The sequence below is a fragment of the Pseudomonas algeriensis genome (assembly GCF_048847255.1).
Taxonomy (GTDB): Bacteria; Pseudomonadota; Gammaproteobacteria; order Pseudomonadales; family Pseudomonadaceae; genus Aquipseudomonas.
In genome coordinates this window covers 89,329-104,773 of the sequence record NZ_JBKKRK010000019.1, presented here as the reverse complement: position 1 = coordinate 104,773, position 15,445 = coordinate 89,329, and the positions used below count along the sequence as shown (strand labels likewise).

The 15,445-nt window shown below is 61.9% G+C and carries 7 protein-coding genes; 1 reads left to right on the top strand and 6 read right to left on the bottom strand.

Translation table 11 applies throughout. The features are described from left to right. Positions 1-121: 121 nt before the first annotated feature. The 3 genes from ACLK1G_RS22585 to ACLK1G_RS22575 form a co-directional block, all read right to left on the bottom strand. Positions 122-1,486, bottom strand: coding sequence for an HlyD family type I secretion periplasmic adaptor subunit (locus ACLK1G_RS22585; RefSeq protein ID WP_420767425.1), 1,365 nt, complete (start codon positions 1,484-1,486; stop codon positions 122-124). A gap of 193 nt (positions 1,487-1,679) precedes the next feature. Further along, a complete protein-coding gene (locus tag ACLK1G_RS22580) occupies positions 1,680-3,839 on the bottom strand; it encodes a type I secretion system permease/ATPase (protein ID WP_420767424.1) in 2,160 nt (719 codons plus the stop codon). Positions 3,840-3,858: 19 nt separating this feature from the next. Further along, positions 3,859-5,217: a TolC family outer membrane protein gene (locus ACLK1G_RS22575; RefSeq protein ID WP_420767423.1), complete on the bottom strand. Its 1,359-nt coding sequence runs from the start codon at positions 5,215-5,217 to the stop codon at positions 3,859-3,861. A 449-nt stretch (positions 5,218-5,666) separates the two neighbouring features. Between ACLK1G_RS22575 and ACLK1G_RS22570 the strand changes: the two genes are divergently transcribed. After that, positions 5,667-12,032, top strand: coding sequence for a retention module-containing protein (locus ACLK1G_RS22570; RefSeq protein ID WP_420767422.1), 6,366 nt, complete (start codon positions 5,667-5,669; stop codon positions 12,030-12,032). A 105-nt stretch (positions 12,033-12,137) separates the two neighbouring features. On the opposite strand, the gene ACLK1G_RS22565 is transcribed toward ACLK1G_RS22570, so the two are convergent. The 3 genes from ACLK1G_RS22565 to ACLK1G_RS22555 form a co-directional block, all read right to left on the bottom strand. Then, on the bottom strand, positions 12,138-14,183 hold the full coding sequence (locus ACLK1G_RS22565) for an immunoglobulin-like domain-containing protein (protein ID WP_420767421.1): 2,046 nt from the start codon (positions 14,181-14,183) through the stop codon (positions 12,138-12,140). A gap of 267 nt (positions 14,184-14,450) precedes the next feature. Next, a complete protein-coding gene (locus tag ACLK1G_RS22560) occupies positions 14,451-14,891 on the bottom strand; it encodes a hypothetical protein (RefSeq protein WP_420767420.1) in 441 nt (146 codons plus the stop codon). 156 nt (positions 14,892-15,047) lie between these two features. Beyond that, positions 15,048-15,443, bottom strand: a complete 396-nt coding sequence (locus ACLK1G_RS22555; RefSeq protein ID WP_420767419.1) for a YbaN family protein — start codon at positions 15,441-15,443, stop codon at positions 15,048-15,050. Between the last annotated feature and the right edge of the window lie 2 nt (positions 15,444-15,445).

The window sequence follows — 15,445 nt, the reverse complement described above, 5'->3', positions numbered from 1 at the left end:
CAAGCTCGCTCCCACAGTTGATCTCCAGTGCACTCAAGGTTAGTGGTCAGCACAAATCCAATGTGGGAGCGAGCTTGCTCGCGATGGTGATAGCCCAGACACCGAAGATCCCAGCCAAAGCCTACCGCTCGCGCATCGCCTCGGTCCGCGCCTTCAACACCGGCTTGAGCAGGTAGTCCAACACACTTTTCTCCCCGGTAATGATGTCCACCGTCGCCACCATTCCCGGAATGATCAGCAACGGTTTCGCGTCCCCACCCAAGTGGTTCTTATCGGTGCGCACCTGGATCAAATAGAAACTGTTGCCCTTGTCGTCGGTGATGGTGTCGGCGCCGATCAGCTCGAGCTTGGCGCTCAGCCCACCATAGATCGTGTAGTCGTAGGCGCTGAACTTGACCATGGCTTTCTGGCCTGGGTGCAGGAAGGCGACGTCCTGTGGGCGGACCTTGGCTTCGATCAGCAGGTTGTCTTCCAAGGGCACGACTTCGATCATGTCGCTGCCCGGCTGGACCACGCCGCCGATGGTGTTGACCTTCATTTGCTTGATTACCCCATGCACCGGCGAGACTACGGTGGTGCGGGTCACGCGGTCATCGATGGCGATGCTGGAGGCGGTGATTTTCGACAGTTCCGTGCGTTTCTCGTTGAGCTCCTTGGCCGCGTCGGAGCGGAAGGTCTGTTCCGATTCGTCGATCTTGCTCTTGATCTCATTGATGGCCGACTCGGCCCGAGGGATCGCCAGGGTGGTCGCGTTGAGCGAGCCGCGGATTTCCACCGCGCTGCGCTTGAGCCGCAGAATCTCCACCGGCGACACCGCCCCGGTACGCACCAGCGGCGCCGACATGTTCATCTCTTCCTGCAGCAACGCCAGTGCCGAGCTGAATTGGCCTTGCTTGGAGCGAAACTCCGCCAGTTCCTGGGTTTTCTGCCGCAATTGTTCGGTCAAGGTCCGTTGCTCGCTGGCCAGGCGACGCTGGCGCTGCTCATGGAGCGCACGCTCGTCCTCGGCCACTTGTGGCGCCTTGCCGGTCACTTCGCTGGATAACTGCAATGGCCGTCCTTCGGCCTCCGCCGACAAGCGTTCGACCTGGGCCATCAACGCATAACGGTCGGCCTCGCTCTCGCCCTTGTTCGACAGGAAGCGCGTGTCATCCAGGCGCAGCAAGGTGTCGCCCTTGTTCACCATCTGGCCTTCGCGCACGAAAATCTCGGTGACGATGCCGCCCTCCAGGTTCTGGATTACCTGGATCTTGCTCGATGGAATCGCTTTGCCTTCGCCGGTGGTGACTTCCTCCAGGACCGCCAGTTTCGCCCAGACCAGCCCGGTGACAATCAGCCCGGCCGCCAGCCAGACAGTGACCCGCGAGCGACGGGGCGAGTCCTGCAGCGTGGCGCCGGCGGTTTCCGGCATGAACTCGCTTTCAGCACTTTTGCTGAAGCTGCCGAAGTAGCTTCGGGCGGCTGAATCGGATGTTTGAGCAGACATGGGCGGTACCCGTTGGCTATATGAGATTTACTGAGTGCTGCTTTTGTGGCGAGGGGATTTATCCCCGCTGGGCTGCGAAGCAGCCCTAAACCCTGACACCTCGGTGTACCAGACAGATTGAGTTGACTGTCTTGGGGCCGCTTCGCGGCCCAGCGGGGATAAATCCCCTCGCCACAAAGGTATTTGTTGGCAGCTAAACCGCAGCAGAGCCCACCCGTCCCTTGCGCAGCGCATCGATCACCGCGTCCTTCGGTCCGTCCGCCACGATCCGCCCGTTATCCAGCACCACCAACCGGTCAACCAGGCTCAACATCGAGGTACGGTGGGTGACCAGCAGCACGGTCTTGCCTTGCACATGGGTATGAAGCTTCTGGCGCAGAGTGTCTTCGCTGCTGTTGTCCATGGCGCTGGTGGGTTCGTCCAGCAGCAGGATCGGCGGGTCGAGCAACAAGGCCCGGGCCAGTAGCACGGCCTGGCGTTGGCCGCCGGACAGCAGTTGCCCGCGTTCGCCCACCGGGCGGTCGAAGCCTTGGGGATGTTGACGGGCCAATTCGGTAACGCCGGTCAGTTCCGCCACTTCCAGCATGCGCCCGTCGCTGATGTAGCGCGCGCCGAGGGTGAGGTTGTCCCGCAGGCTGCCGGCCAGCAGCGGCAAGTCATGGGCGACATAGCCGATCTGCTGACGCAAGTCGGCAACGTCCAGTTGCCGCAAGTCCAGGCCGTCCAACAGCAACTGGCCTTGCTCCGGCGCATAAAACCCCATCACCAGCCGCGCCAGGGTGCTTTTGCCCGAGCCGCTGCGGCCGATGATCCCGACCCGTTCGCCGGGCTTGAGGCTGAAGCTGACATCGGCCAGCGCCGGAGCGTCCTGGCCGTTGTAATGGAAGGTGATGCCGCTGACGTCCAGGGCACCTTGCAATTGGGTTCGGTCCAGCGGGCGCTGCTTGGCGTCGCGCTCCTGGGGCAAGGCCATCAGGGCATCGGTGCTGCGCATGGTGAGCTGCGCTTGCTGGTAGCGGGTGATCAACCCGGCGATCTGCCCGAGCGGGGCCAGCACGCGGCTGCCGAGCATGTAAGTCGCCACCAGTGCGCCGACGCTGAGGTTGCCGGCGATGATGCTGTAGACCCCGGCGACGATGGTCGCCATGCCCGCCAGTTGTTGCAGGAACAACGTGCCGTTGGTCGCCAGGGCCGAAAGATTGCGCGCATGGCTGTCGAGGCGGGTGAGGGCGCCGTGGGTGCTTTCCCACTGATGCTGGCGTTCGCTTTCGGCGCTGCAGGCCTTGAGGGTTTCCAGGCCGCCGAGGGTTTCGATCAGCAGGGCTTGGCGCTGGGCGCCCAGGGCCAGGCTTTTTTGCACGGTGTCGCGCAGGCGCGCCTGGATGATCATCGCGAATACCACGGTGATGGGAAACGCCACCACCGGAATCACCACCAGCCAACCGCCCAGCAGCCCAATCACCACCAGCATCAGCAGGGCGAAGGGTAGGTCGATCAGGCTGGTAAGGGTCACGGCGGTAAGAAACTCCCGCAGCCCTTGGAAGTCATGGATGCTTTGGGCGAATCCGCCGATGGTCACCGGCTTGGCTTTCATGGCCATGCCGGTGATGCGCTCGAACAGGGTGGCGGAAAGAATCACGTCGGTTTTCTTGCCGGCGGTGTCCAGCAGATGAGCACGCACCACCCGCAACACGAGCTCGAAACCGGTGCCGATCAACAGCCCGACGGCCAGCACCCACAACGTGGAGGTGGCTTGGTTCGGCACCACGCGGTCGTAGGTCTGCATGACGAACAGCGGCACCATCAAGCCCAGCAGATTGATCAGGAAACTGGCCAGGATTGCGTCGCTGTACAGCCAGCGGGACAGTTTCAAGGTGTCGCGAAACCACGCTTCGACCCGTGGCACCAGGGGCGCGCGCAGGTCTTCAAGCTCATGGCGCGGCCGGGCGAAGAGCGCCTGGCCGCTGTAATCGGTGGTCAGTTCCTCGCGGCTGACCCATTGTTCACCGCCATCGGCCTCGCTGGGCAGGATCAGCGCGCGACCGTCCTCGCCCCAGCGCCGCAATATCGCGCAGCGGCCCCCGGCGAGGATCAGCATCACTGGCAAATTCAGCGCCGATATATCCCCCAGCTCGCGGCGCAACAGCCGCGCCTGCAAACTGGCCCGGGCCGCTGCGCGAGGCAGCAGGTCCAGGCTCAGACGTTGGTGCGCCATAGGAAGCCCGGCGCTGAGGCTGGCGCGGCTGACGGTCGCGCCATGGAGTTTGCAGAGGATCAACAAGCCGTCCAGCAAGGGATCATCGAAGTTCAAGCGCGGGTCGGTGCCGGGAATTGCCGGTTCCATGCGGGTCATGCTGATCACTCCCACTGGATTACTTCAGTTCCGGCAGCCGTGCCTGGTTCTTGACTTCGGTCTGCGCGACCGCATCGGCCGGCAGCACGATCCGTTGTTTCTGCAGCAGCAGGCCCATGTTCGCCAACACCCGGTACATCGAATACTCCTCGGTGTAGCGCACCTCGGTGTAACGGCGGTTGGCGTTATACAGCTCGTTTTCACTGTCGAGCAGGTCAAGCAGTGTGCGTTGGCCGAGGCCGAACTGATCTTGATAAGCCGCGCGCACACGAGAAGTGGTGTCGGCGTATTCCCGGGCGGTCGGGGTCTGTTTGCGGGCGTTGAGCATTGCGTTCCAGGCCAGGCGGGTGTCTTCGTTGAGCTGGCGCAGTGCGTTGTTGCGGATGTCCATCGCCTGGTTGATCTGGTGGGCGTTGGACGCCAGCCGCGCCTTGTCGCTGCCGCCGCGGAACAGGTTGTAGTTCATCACCACGCCCAGCCGCCAGTTGTTGTCGTGGCCTTCCTCGCCACCCAGGTTGTTGTTGGCGCCCACGGCAGCTTCGGCGTCGAAGCGCGGATAAAACGGTGATTTCGCCACCTCGTATTGGCTTTCGGCGGACTGGATGTCGGCCTGGGCCGATTTCAGGTACGGGTTGTTATCCACCATGCTTTGCTGGGCTTCGCGCAGGTCCACGGGGATCTCGCCTTTGGTGGACGGTGGGGTTTCCAGCTCATCGGGCATGCGTCCGACCACGCTGTAGAAATTTGCTTCCGCGTCCGCCAGGTCGACCTGGGCGGTGTCGTAGTTGTTTTCCGCCAGGGCCCGACGTGCATTGGACTGATCGGAGTCGGCGGTACTGCCCACGCCGCGCTCGGTGCGCAGGCCGATCTGGTCATTGACGCGCAGGTGCGCTTGCAGGTTGTTCTTGGCCAAGGTCACCAGTTCGCGACGCTTGAGCACTTCCAGGTAGACCTCGATGGTCCGCAGCGCCAGATCCTGCGCGGTGCCCTGGGCGTAATAGGCCCGGGAATTGACCACGCCCTGGGTACGTTCCACTTCATTGGCGGTATTAAAACCGTCGAAGATCATCTGCCGCAGGCGCAGCTCCGACTGGGTGTAGGTCAGGATGTTGGTGTGATGGTTGCCCAGTGCCCGGGTATTGGTGTTGTCGCTGTAGCCACGGCCATAACCGGCGTTCAAATCCACCGACGGAAAGAAGCCTCCTCTGGCGACCTTCACGTCCTCGTTGGCCGACAGACGGCTGTCTACCCGTTGCGCCAGTTCCGGGTGAGTCGCGATGGTGCTCTGGATCGCCTCGGTCAGGGACATCGCCTGAACCTGAGAGGAGCAGGCCATGGCCAGTAGAACCGCGCTGCAGAGGGGGGTAAGAACGCGCATGGGGTGCTTCTCCTGAGGTCTGTTGTACTTCGTTGTCGCCAGAATATTGACGTTTAAAAGATCAAAACCGTTTCAACCTTGTAACAACACAGCTAAGAACATCCTAGGAAAAACCTAAGAAGAATTTCTCATAAGAGTTATTCCAAAAAAAACTTATGAGCTTGGAAAAATCCAGCACATTGTTCAAAGCGAAAGCCTCGCCGAATAAGGGTTGCGTCGGTTTGTAGGCGTCAATAAAAAGTTCCACATAATTTTTGAAACGATGTGAAGAGGTGCTGAAGGGTTCAAAAGTGAGACAGTTTTGAGTGACGTTTTTTTGTCGTTATGGCAATTTGACTGTCCCTCGTACGGTCTCGAAAGCTGGCAGATTTTCCAAATTCTGGCGGCTACCCAGCACCGATCTTCACCCAGACAGGTGCCGACTGTGGTTGGCAGCGGAGGGAATGCACATGGCAGCGCTCATCGGTACCGTCAGCAAGGTGGTAGGGCAGGTTTTCGCACAGGACGTCGGCGGGCTGCGGCGTCCTCTGGTCGAAGGTGACCGGCTGTATGCCGGCGAGCACCTGGTCACCGGGGCCGAAGGCGCTGTCGCGGTGCAGTTGCAGAACGGCCATGAGCTGACCCTGGGTCGCGGCAGCGACTTGACCTTGACCCCACAATTGCTCGCCGATCAGCAGGCGCCGCGGGTGGACACGCCGCAAACGCCGACGCCCAGCGAGGCCCAACTGACCGATGTGCAGAAGCTGCAGCAAGCCATCGCGGCCGGCGCCGACCCGACCCAGACTGGCGAGGCCACGGCCGCCGGGGCCGAGGGCGGCAACCCCGGCGCAGTGGGCGGCGGGCACAGTTTTGTGTTGCTGGAAGAAGTCGGTGGGCAGGTCGATCCCCTGATCGGCTTCCCCACCGCAGGCTTCAATGGCATACCCGAATTTCCGCTGCTGGAGGTGGCGGCTGACCCGGATGGCGACGGCGCAGCCGTTGCGCCGGTCATTCCTGAAACCCCAGACAACCCCGTCACCGTCGACGGCCTGACCGTGGACGGTGGCGAACTGACCGCCAACGAGGCCAACCTCGCCGACGGCACCGCCAGTAATGCTGGTGCATTGGTGCAAAACGGCACCTTTACCATCTCGGCTCCCGACGGCCTGAGCAGCTTGAGCATCGGCGGCATCAGCGTCATCACCGGCGGCGTGCCCGCAGGTTTCCCGCAGTCCATCACTTCGGCCCTGGGCAACACGCTGACGATTACCGGATACGACCCCGCCACTGGCGTCGTCACCTACAGCTACACCTTGACCGACAACGAGGCGCATCCGGCGGGCGGTGGTGCCAACACCATCAGCGAGCAATTCCCGGTGGTGGCAATCGACACCGACGGTGATATCGCGAACGGGAGCCTGGACGTCAACATCACCGACGACGTGCCCCAGGCGATCGACGACAGCCACGCCAGTACCGCGTCGGAAACCCTCGTGAGCCTGACCGGCAACGTTTTGCCCAACGATCACCAGGGTGCGGACCGCATTCCCACCGGCCCTGACAGCGGGCCGATCATTGGCGGCACATTTACCGGCACCTACGGTACTTTGGTTCTCAATCCCAATGGCACCTACACCTACACGCTGAACACCAGCGATCCGCAGTTTGTCGCCTTACACGGTGGCGGCAGCGGCACGGAAACCTTCACCTACACCCTGACCGACGCCGATGGCGACACCAGCACCGCGAACCTGGTGCTGCAAGTCCACAACAACGACGACCCGGTGATCATCACCGGCCTGGATACCGATGGCGGCGAGCTCACGGTCCAGGAAAACAACCTCGACGACGGCAGCAGCCCGGACACGTCGGCGCTGACGCAAAACGGCACCTTCACCGTGACCGCGCTGGACGGCGTGCAGAGCCTGAGCGTTGGCGGCATCACCGTGGTCAGCGGTGGCGTGGCCGCCGGATTTCCACAATCGGTCACCACGGCGCTGGGCAATACCCTGACCGTGACCGGCTTCAACGCCGCCACGGGCGTGGTCAGCTATAGCTACACCTTGCTCGACAACGAAGCCCATCCCAACGCCAGCGGCGCCAACAGCCTGGGCGAGCAATTTACCGTGGTGGTCACGGACGATAACGGCACCACGGCCACCGGCAACCTGGACGTGAATATCGTCGATGACGTGCCCAACGCCGTGGACGACAGCAACACCGGCACCGCGTCGGAAAGCAACCTGACCCTCACCGGCAGCGTGCTGCCCAACGACACCCAAGGCGCCGATCAGGTGGCGTCCGATCCGATCACGCCCGGAACGTTCACCGGCACCTATGGCACCCTCGTCCTGAACGCCGATGGGTCCTACACCTACACGCTCAATGCGTCCGATACCGATTTCAAAGGCCTGAATGGTGGCGGCAGCGGCACGGAAACCTTCACCTACACCCTGACCGACGCCGATGGCGACACCAGCACCGCGAACCTGGTGCTGCAAGTCCACAACAACGACGACCCGGTGATCATCGACGGCCTGGACACCGATGGCGGCGAGCTCACGGTCCAGGAAAACAACCTCGACGACGGCAGCAGCCCGGACACGTCGGCGCTGACGCAAAACGGCACCTTCACCGTGACCGCGCTGGACGGCGTGCAGAGCCTGAGCGTTGGCGGCATCACCGTGGTCAGCGGTGGCGTGGCCGCCGGATTTCCACAATCGATCACCACGGCGCTGGGCAATACCCTGACCGTGACCGGCTTCAACGCCGCCACGGGCGTGGTCAGCTACAGCTACACCTTGCTCGACAACGAAGCCCATCCCAACGCCAGCGGCGCCAACAGCCTTGGCGAGCAATTTACCGTGGTGGTCACGGACGATAACGGCACCACGGCCACCGGCAACCTGGACGTGAACATTGTCGATGACTTGCCTACCGCTCATGCCGACTCCGCCTCGGTGGATGAGGGCGGGACGGTCAGCGGCAACGTTCTAAACAACGATGAGGGCGGTGCCGATGGGCCTGCGGCAAGCGGCGCGGTGATCGGCGTTCGCGCTGGCAGCGATACCTCGACCTCGGCCGTCGGCGGCCTCAATACCCAGATCAACGGCAGCTATGGTTACCTGACCCTGGACGCCAATGGCAACGCTGTGTACCACAGCAATCCGAATGCCGTCAGCGCACCGGGTGCCACCGACGTGTTCACCTACACCGTGCGCGACGCCGACGGTGACGAAAGCACCACCACCATCACCATCGACGTGCATAACAGCTGCCTCGTCGCCGCACCGGATGATGAAGTCAGCGTGCGGGAAAGTGCGCTCGACCTGAACCAGGACGGCCAGGACCTGGCCCCCGGCACCGTCACCGGTAGCCTGCCGAACGCCACCAGCGAAACCGCCAGCGGCAGCCTGCTGGACTCGGTGACCGGTGCCGCTGGCGCCGTCACGTTCGCCCTGGTCGGCAATGCCACCGGCGCCCACGGTCAACTGTTGCTCAACCCGGACGGTTCCTATACCTACACCCTGACGTCGCCCGCCACGACAACGCCCGCCGCCAACGATGGCCCGAATGAACTGAGTGAAAGCTTTACCTATCAGGCCACGGATTCACTCGGCAACACCGTCACCAGCACCATCGTCATCAATATTGTCGACGATGTGCCCAAGGCGCATTGCGATACCGCCGCGGTGGTGGAGGGCGGGACGGTCAGCGGCAACGTTTTGCACAACGACGTGCTTGGTGCCGACGGTGGCACGGTGGTTGGCGTGCGCGCTGGCAACGACACCTCAAGCCCCGCCAACGGCGGCCTCAATACGCAGATCAATGGCGCTTATGGCTACCTGACGCTGGATGCCAACGGCAATGCGGTCTATCACAGCAATCCGGACTCCGTCGGCGCGCCAGGTGCAACTGATGTGTTCACCTACACCGTGCGCGACGGTGACGGCGATGAAAGCACCACAACCATCACCATCGATGTGCACAACAGTTGCCTGGTTGCCGAGACCGACCATGACATCACCGTCTACGAAAAGGCCCTGGACCTGAAACAGGACGGCCAGGACCTGGCGCCCGGCACCACGACCGGCAGCGAGCCAGGCTCCACCAGCGAAACCGCGACTGGCTCCCTGGTAGGCTCGGTCACTGGCGCAACCGGAGCCGTCACGTTCGCCCTGGTGGGTGATGCCAACGGCGCCCACGGCCAATTGTCGCTCAACCCCAATGGTTCCTACACCTATACGCTGACGTCTGCGGCGGCAACGTCGCCCAATGCCAACAATGGCCCGAACGTATTGACCGAGAACTTCACCTATCAGGCTACTGACGCCCTGGGCAACAGCACCACCGGCAACCTGGTGGTCAGCATCGTCGATGACGTACCCAAGGCTGTCGCGTCCGAGCGTTCGGTCACGGCGACCGAGATCGACTCGAACCTGCTGATCGTGCTCGACGTCTCCGGCAGCATGAAAGATGCCTCCGGTGTCCCGGGGCTTTCGCGAATGGACCTGGCCAAGCAGGCGGTCAGCGCCTTGCTCGACAAATACGACGACATGGGCGACGTGAAAGTCCAACTGGTGACCTTCAGCGGCAGCGCCACCGACCAGAGTGCCGTCTGGGTGGACGTTGCAACGGCCAAGACGCTGATCGCCGCGCTGAAAGCGCACGGTGACACCAATTACGACGCGGCGGTGGCCACGGCCCAGACTGCGTTCGCAACCTCCGGCAAACTGGTTGGCGCACAAAACGTTGGCTACTTCTTTTCAGACGGCAAGCCGACCTTGGGCGAAATCGGCTCGGCGGACGAGGTCGCGTGGAAAGCCTTTCTCGATGCCAATGGCATCAAGAACTACGCCATCGGACTGGGCAGCGGCGCGAGAAACATCAATCTCGATCCGCTGGCCCACGACGGCAGCACCCACACCGACACAAACGCGGTCGTGGTCACCGACCTGAACCAGCTCAACTCGGTGCTTTCCGGTACCGTGCAGGGCGTGCCGGTCACCGGCAGCCTGCTCGGGGAGGGTGGTTCGTTCGGCGCCGACGGCGGATTTGTCAAAAGCCTCCTGGTGGACGGCACGACCTACAGCTACAACCCGGACGCCAACGGTGGCCAGGGAGCACTGACTGCCAGCGGTGGCACCAATCATGGGGTCTTCAATACGGCGACCAACACGGTCAGCATCGCCACCGGCCACGACGGCACTCTGGTGGTGAACCTCGACACCGGGGCGTTCAGCTACACCTCCCAGACCACCACCGGTACGTTGATCACCGAAAACATCGGCTACACCCTCAGTGATAACGATGGCGACCTGGCCAGCTCCAACCTGGTCATCAAGGTCCAACCCAACAGCCCGCCGGTGGCGATCGACGACAACGTCATAACCAACGTGCTGTCGGGCAATATCGTAGTCCCCGGTGAGCTGTTGCTGGGCAACGACAGCGACGCCAATGGCGACCCGCTTACCGCGTCGCCGACCAGTTTCAACACAGGCTGGGTTGCCAAGGGCGCGGACTTCACCGGCAGCACCGGCACCGCAAGCTTCGCCGGCAACAACGTCCAGTCGATCAACCTGAACCGCAGCGCCTTCGTCGCCAATGCCGCGAGCATGACAGCGGTGCTGGTGGTCAGTGGCGCGCTGGGGGCGGTGTCGAACAGCAACGCCAACGATGAAGACCGGCTCAACATCAGCCTGAAGCAGGGCGAAACCCTCAAACTGGATCACAACCTGGCCGCGGGCCGCATCGCCATGGAGTACTCCTTGAATGGCGGGCCCTTCATCGCGATCGGCGACGGTGCCTCGTTCACGGCGGCGGTGACTGGCAATTACCAGATCCATGTGACCAACATTCCCAATCCTGGCAATGGCAACGGCAATGGCTCGGAAAACTACCAACTGACCCTGACGGTCAACTACGCGGGCGCTCAAAACAGCACGCCGGATTTCCATGGCACCTACACCGCCAGCGACAACCACGGTGGCAGCGATAGCGCCGGGGTAGGCATCAGCTATCAAGCCGGTCACACCCTGACGGGGACGGCGGGCGACGACGTGCTGCTGGCCGGCAATGGCGACAACGTGCTGAACGCCGGCGGTGGCGATGATGTTCTCAGCGCGGGCACCGGCAATAACGCCATGCACGGTGGGGCAGGGGATGATGTGCTCTACAGCGGCGTCGGCAACGACCTGCTCGACGGCGGCACCGGCAACGATACCGCCAGCTATGCCCATGCCACGGCAGGCGTCACCGTGAACCTCGGCCTGCTGGCCGCGCAAAACACCCTCGGGACCGACACCCTGGCCGGCATCGAAAACCTCGTTGGTTCGAATTTCAACGACACCCTCACGGGTGACGGCTCGGGCAATCGCATCGATGGCGGCCTTGGCCATGACGTGCTCAACGGCGGGGGCGGCGACGACATTTTGATTGGCGGCCTGGGCAATAACATCCTCAGCGGCGGCAGCGGCGCGGACACCTTCCAATGGCAGGCTGGCAACAGCGGCCACGACGTCATCACCGACTTCATCCCGGGCCTGGACAAACTCGACCTGTCCCAACTGCTACTGGGCGAAAACGGCAGCGCGGCGTCCCTGGACGACTACCTGCACTTCACCGTCACCGGAACCGGCGCATCGGTCGTGACCAGCATCGACGTCAGCAGCACCGCGGGCGCCACGCCGAACCAGACCATCGACCTGGCCGGGATCGATCTTGCCAGCCATTACGGGGTGACGCCGGGATCGGGTGGAATGATTGGCGGGGCTGATACGGCGACGATCATCAACGGAATGCTCAATGATCATTCGTTGAAGGTGGACACGGTTTGAGCTGAAACGAAGTGGGCAGCACCCGGCGAAGTGCCGGGTGCTGCCTGGCGCTTTGGACTCAAGCATGACGAACCCTGTCAGGCCTCGTTCAGCGTTTCCTGCCGGTCAAGCGTCCACCACGCTGTCTTGGAGGATGACCTGGTACCGATACGTCCCCGACGCATCGAGCCAGGTGGCGAGAATGGCGTTGGGATTAGAGGCTACGGTCAGGGTGTCGTCTTCCGGAGCGGGATCCCCGCCAAATACGGTTTCGGCATCCGTCTGTTGCAGGATTACTTTCCATTGATAGACCGAACCCTCGCGCCAGGTCACGAGTGTGGCGGTAGCCCCCTCGACCTGGTGATGTTCATCAGGAATAGGGATCTGAGAATCGCCTTGATCGTCGCCGATGGCGCCGGGCTGACGCACTTGCAACGTTGCCTCATCGACCAACTGGCCGATGCCGTCGAAGACTTGGCCGGAGGTCGCCAACTGCCGGGCCAGTGTCTTGCTGTTCGGCAGGGCTTCTTTGTTCAGCCAGGTCAGCGCGATGTATTGATAAGCGCCAACGGTTCGAGAACTGGCCGTCGATATGATGTAGCCGACGCCTCGATAGAGTGGGAGCTGGTTAGTCGTGTCCCAGGTACCGTACCAAGTTAATCGATAGTAACGATCTGGCCCGGCGACGGCACCGTAATAAACCGCGGAACGCCAATCAGCGGGGAACACATAACGGGCGTCGAGGGCTGTGAACTGAGTGCCCGGCGAAGGGGCTATCGCCCCGGAAACACTTCGCCGCCACCTTTCTGCGTTATCACCGCTAATACGGTGCGTGGAAAAAACCCACACCCAAGCCTGGTTGACGGTCACGGTGTAGGCAAGGCTGGCTCCGGTGCTGTCGGTGACGCGGATATCGGTGGTCCCTGCGCGTGCGATAAAGACTCGGCCATCAGCGGCGTTCACCGAAGCGACACTGGGATTGCTGGAGGTGTAGCTGTACGGAGGACTCCCATTGGAGGCTTGCCGCTGCACGTCCGAGAAATCCGGCCTGAACGGATGCGCTTCGGATGCGGTGGTCACGTGCACCGGTTGGGTGAATCTTACCGGGCTGGTATCGATCGTCAGGGCCACAGCCACCGTAAGGTGGCGTACATTCGAGTACACATTTGTGGGGTGGTAAAGGGATTTGGCATAAAGACGACGTCTTCCTGCGGGGACGGTGATGGCCAAGGTCCAAAGGCCGGTTGCTGCATCTGCGGTTGCAGTCCCCTTGGAAACGGCGCTGGACCCACTACCGTCGTATACCTCGATTTGCTTTCCTTTGCTTGCCTGCCCCGAGAGCGTCAAGGCGGTGCTGGTGGTGCTGCCTTCGTCGGGAATGTCCTGGCCGGCGGGGTCTTTTACGCTGTCGAGGGTAGGGGTGATCAACGCAACTTCAAGATGAATATCCAGGCGCCTGGTCTTCGACTCGTTGGCATTGCCCAATTGGTCGGTGACGGTGAATCGCAGCGGCGTGGCGGGGTTGTCCCCCGCCTGCCTGAACGTGTCGGTGAACAACGTATGCGCAACCGGCTGGGGAACATCCGCCACGTCGAATGGGACGGTCACGTTGCCCACAAAAAAATCGATATGGTCGTAGTTTCGGCGGTTGGTATAAGTGAATCCGAACTCCACCCCTTGCTCCGCCTTATCGAAGCTGACGCCGTCGCTAATAACGTCAAGTGGAATGACTAGATCCGCGCTGAGTGATGGGTCACCCGGCGATTGCAGGTGATAGAGAACGTTCAGCGGTCGAGAGAGCTCTTCGTTGTTCCCAACGCGGGTGACTTTATAGTGCAGTTTGTTCACCCCTTCATTCAATCTCCCAGGAGTGACATGCAATGGGATGCGTTCTTGCTCCTGCCCTGGCAGAACGGTATGGCCATCAACGGGGGTCGGCCCGTCATTGACGTATAAATCGACTCGATCAAACGCGGCCATTGTCCAGGAACGACCGATGAGTTCGGCCCATGGGTCAACCACGCATAGCAGTCCGTCGGACGATGAGTCGTAAAGCTTCTTGGGCACTCCGCCATCTGCGATGCCTGTCGGTTTCACCGGACTTATCCAGCCCGGAATGACCACAGGATATAGTTCAAACAGCTGGTTTAAGGCAGGGGATTGTATATCCATGGCGATTTTTCCCAAGAGCAGAACGGGCGAATGCCCATTGACGTATGGGCTATCAAACTCCCAGCCGACAGCGCTGGCTACTGTCAGAGTCGACAGGTATGGGCAGGTTTTGGATGAGCGGTAGGGAGCTGGGAGGGGTGACGTTTTTCGCAGGCTTGGTGGGCGAAGTTTGAAGCTGGACACGGTTTAAGCTGAGCCGAATAGACAACACCCGGCGAAGTGCCGGGTGTTGTCTATTCAGCTACGGGAGGGCTCTGCTGGAACGGGTCATGCTATGAGTTCACGCACCAACAAGTTGAGCTCCGATGAGTATTCATATTCCCGCGTGCCGGCGCGCCACAGGGTATAGCTCACCCTGACACGTCGGCCCATGTTCGGCATGACAAATTCTGTCCCCACCGCGAACCGCACCGGACGGCCTTCGAAGACGTCGGAGACGGTCAATTTGCCGCTGGTACACCCCAACGAATCTTCCCCAAGCCAATAGCACCTAAGAATGTCGTTGCGGGCCATTTGCGGATATTCGATCAGCACGTGAACAACTTCGAACTCTTTGCCAGGATCGAACACATCCGGCGGGGAGGCCTCTTCCAACCTGGGGCAGGGCAACGTGGCACGCACGGTAGGGGGCAGCCGTTTGGCTGCATGGCGGGCGCGAGGCGATACTTGATTGGCGTAGGAACCGAGTGGGAAGGAAATGTCGGGCATGACCACGCTCCTTGGGGCGACGCTATGGTTGAAGCATGACGAAATGATGACATTGAGCCTCGACCGTGGCGCGCTGGCTACTGTCAAGGTTGACAGGTCGGCAGCGATTCGCGACGAAAGGTGCAGAACCTTTGCGACGCTACGCGACCTTCTGCATCAGGGCCGGCGCAGCGTTTTTTGCCGGAGTATGTAAACCGTCACCAGCACCGCGCTGGTCAGCATGAAGACCCGCGCCCACGGCAATGGCACCAGGTAGCACGAGAGCAGGATGCTTACCCACATCAAGCCGATGGCGTAGATCTTGCCCTTGAGCGGGATGCCGTTGCCGCTGAGGTAGTCGCCGATCCACGGGCCGAGGCGGGGATGTTCCACCAGCCATTGGTAGAAGCGCGGCGAACTGCGAGCGAAACAGGCAGCGGCCAGGAGGAGGAAGGGGGTGGTGGGGAGAACGGGAATGAAGATGCCGATGACCCCCAGCACCACGCTCAGCCAGCCGACGGCCAGCAGAGCGTAACGCAGGATCAGCGGGCGCTTGCCGATAGGGGCGCGCACCC

What these genes read in the sequence shown, in the direction of transcription:
- ACLK1G_RS22570 (WP_420767422.1), top strand. Translation starts at nt 5,667, where the DNA reads ATGGCAGCGCTCATCGGTACCGTCAGCAAGGTGGTAGGGCAGGTTTTC.
- ACLK1G_RS22565 (WP_420767421.1), bottom strand. Translation starts at nt 14,183, where the DNA reads ATGGATATACAATCCCCTGCCTTAAACCAGCTGTTTGAACTATATCCT.
- ACLK1G_RS22575 (WP_420767423.1), bottom strand. Translation starts at nt 5,217, where the DNA reads ATGCGCGTTCTTACCCCCCTCTGCAGCGCGGTTCTACTGGCCATGGCC.
- ACLK1G_RS22580 (WP_420767424.1), bottom strand. Translation starts at nt 3,839, where the DNA reads ATGACCCGCATGGAACCGGCAATTCCCGGCACCGACCCGCGCTTGAAC.
- ACLK1G_RS22560 (WP_420767420.1), bottom strand. Translation starts at nt 14,891, where the DNA reads ATGCCCGACATTTCCTTCCCACTCGGTTCCTACGCCAATCAAGTATCG.
- ACLK1G_RS22585 (WP_420767425.1), bottom strand. Translation starts at nt 1,486, where the DNA reads ATGTCTGCTCAAACATCCGATTCAGCCGCCCGAAGCTACTTCGGCAGC.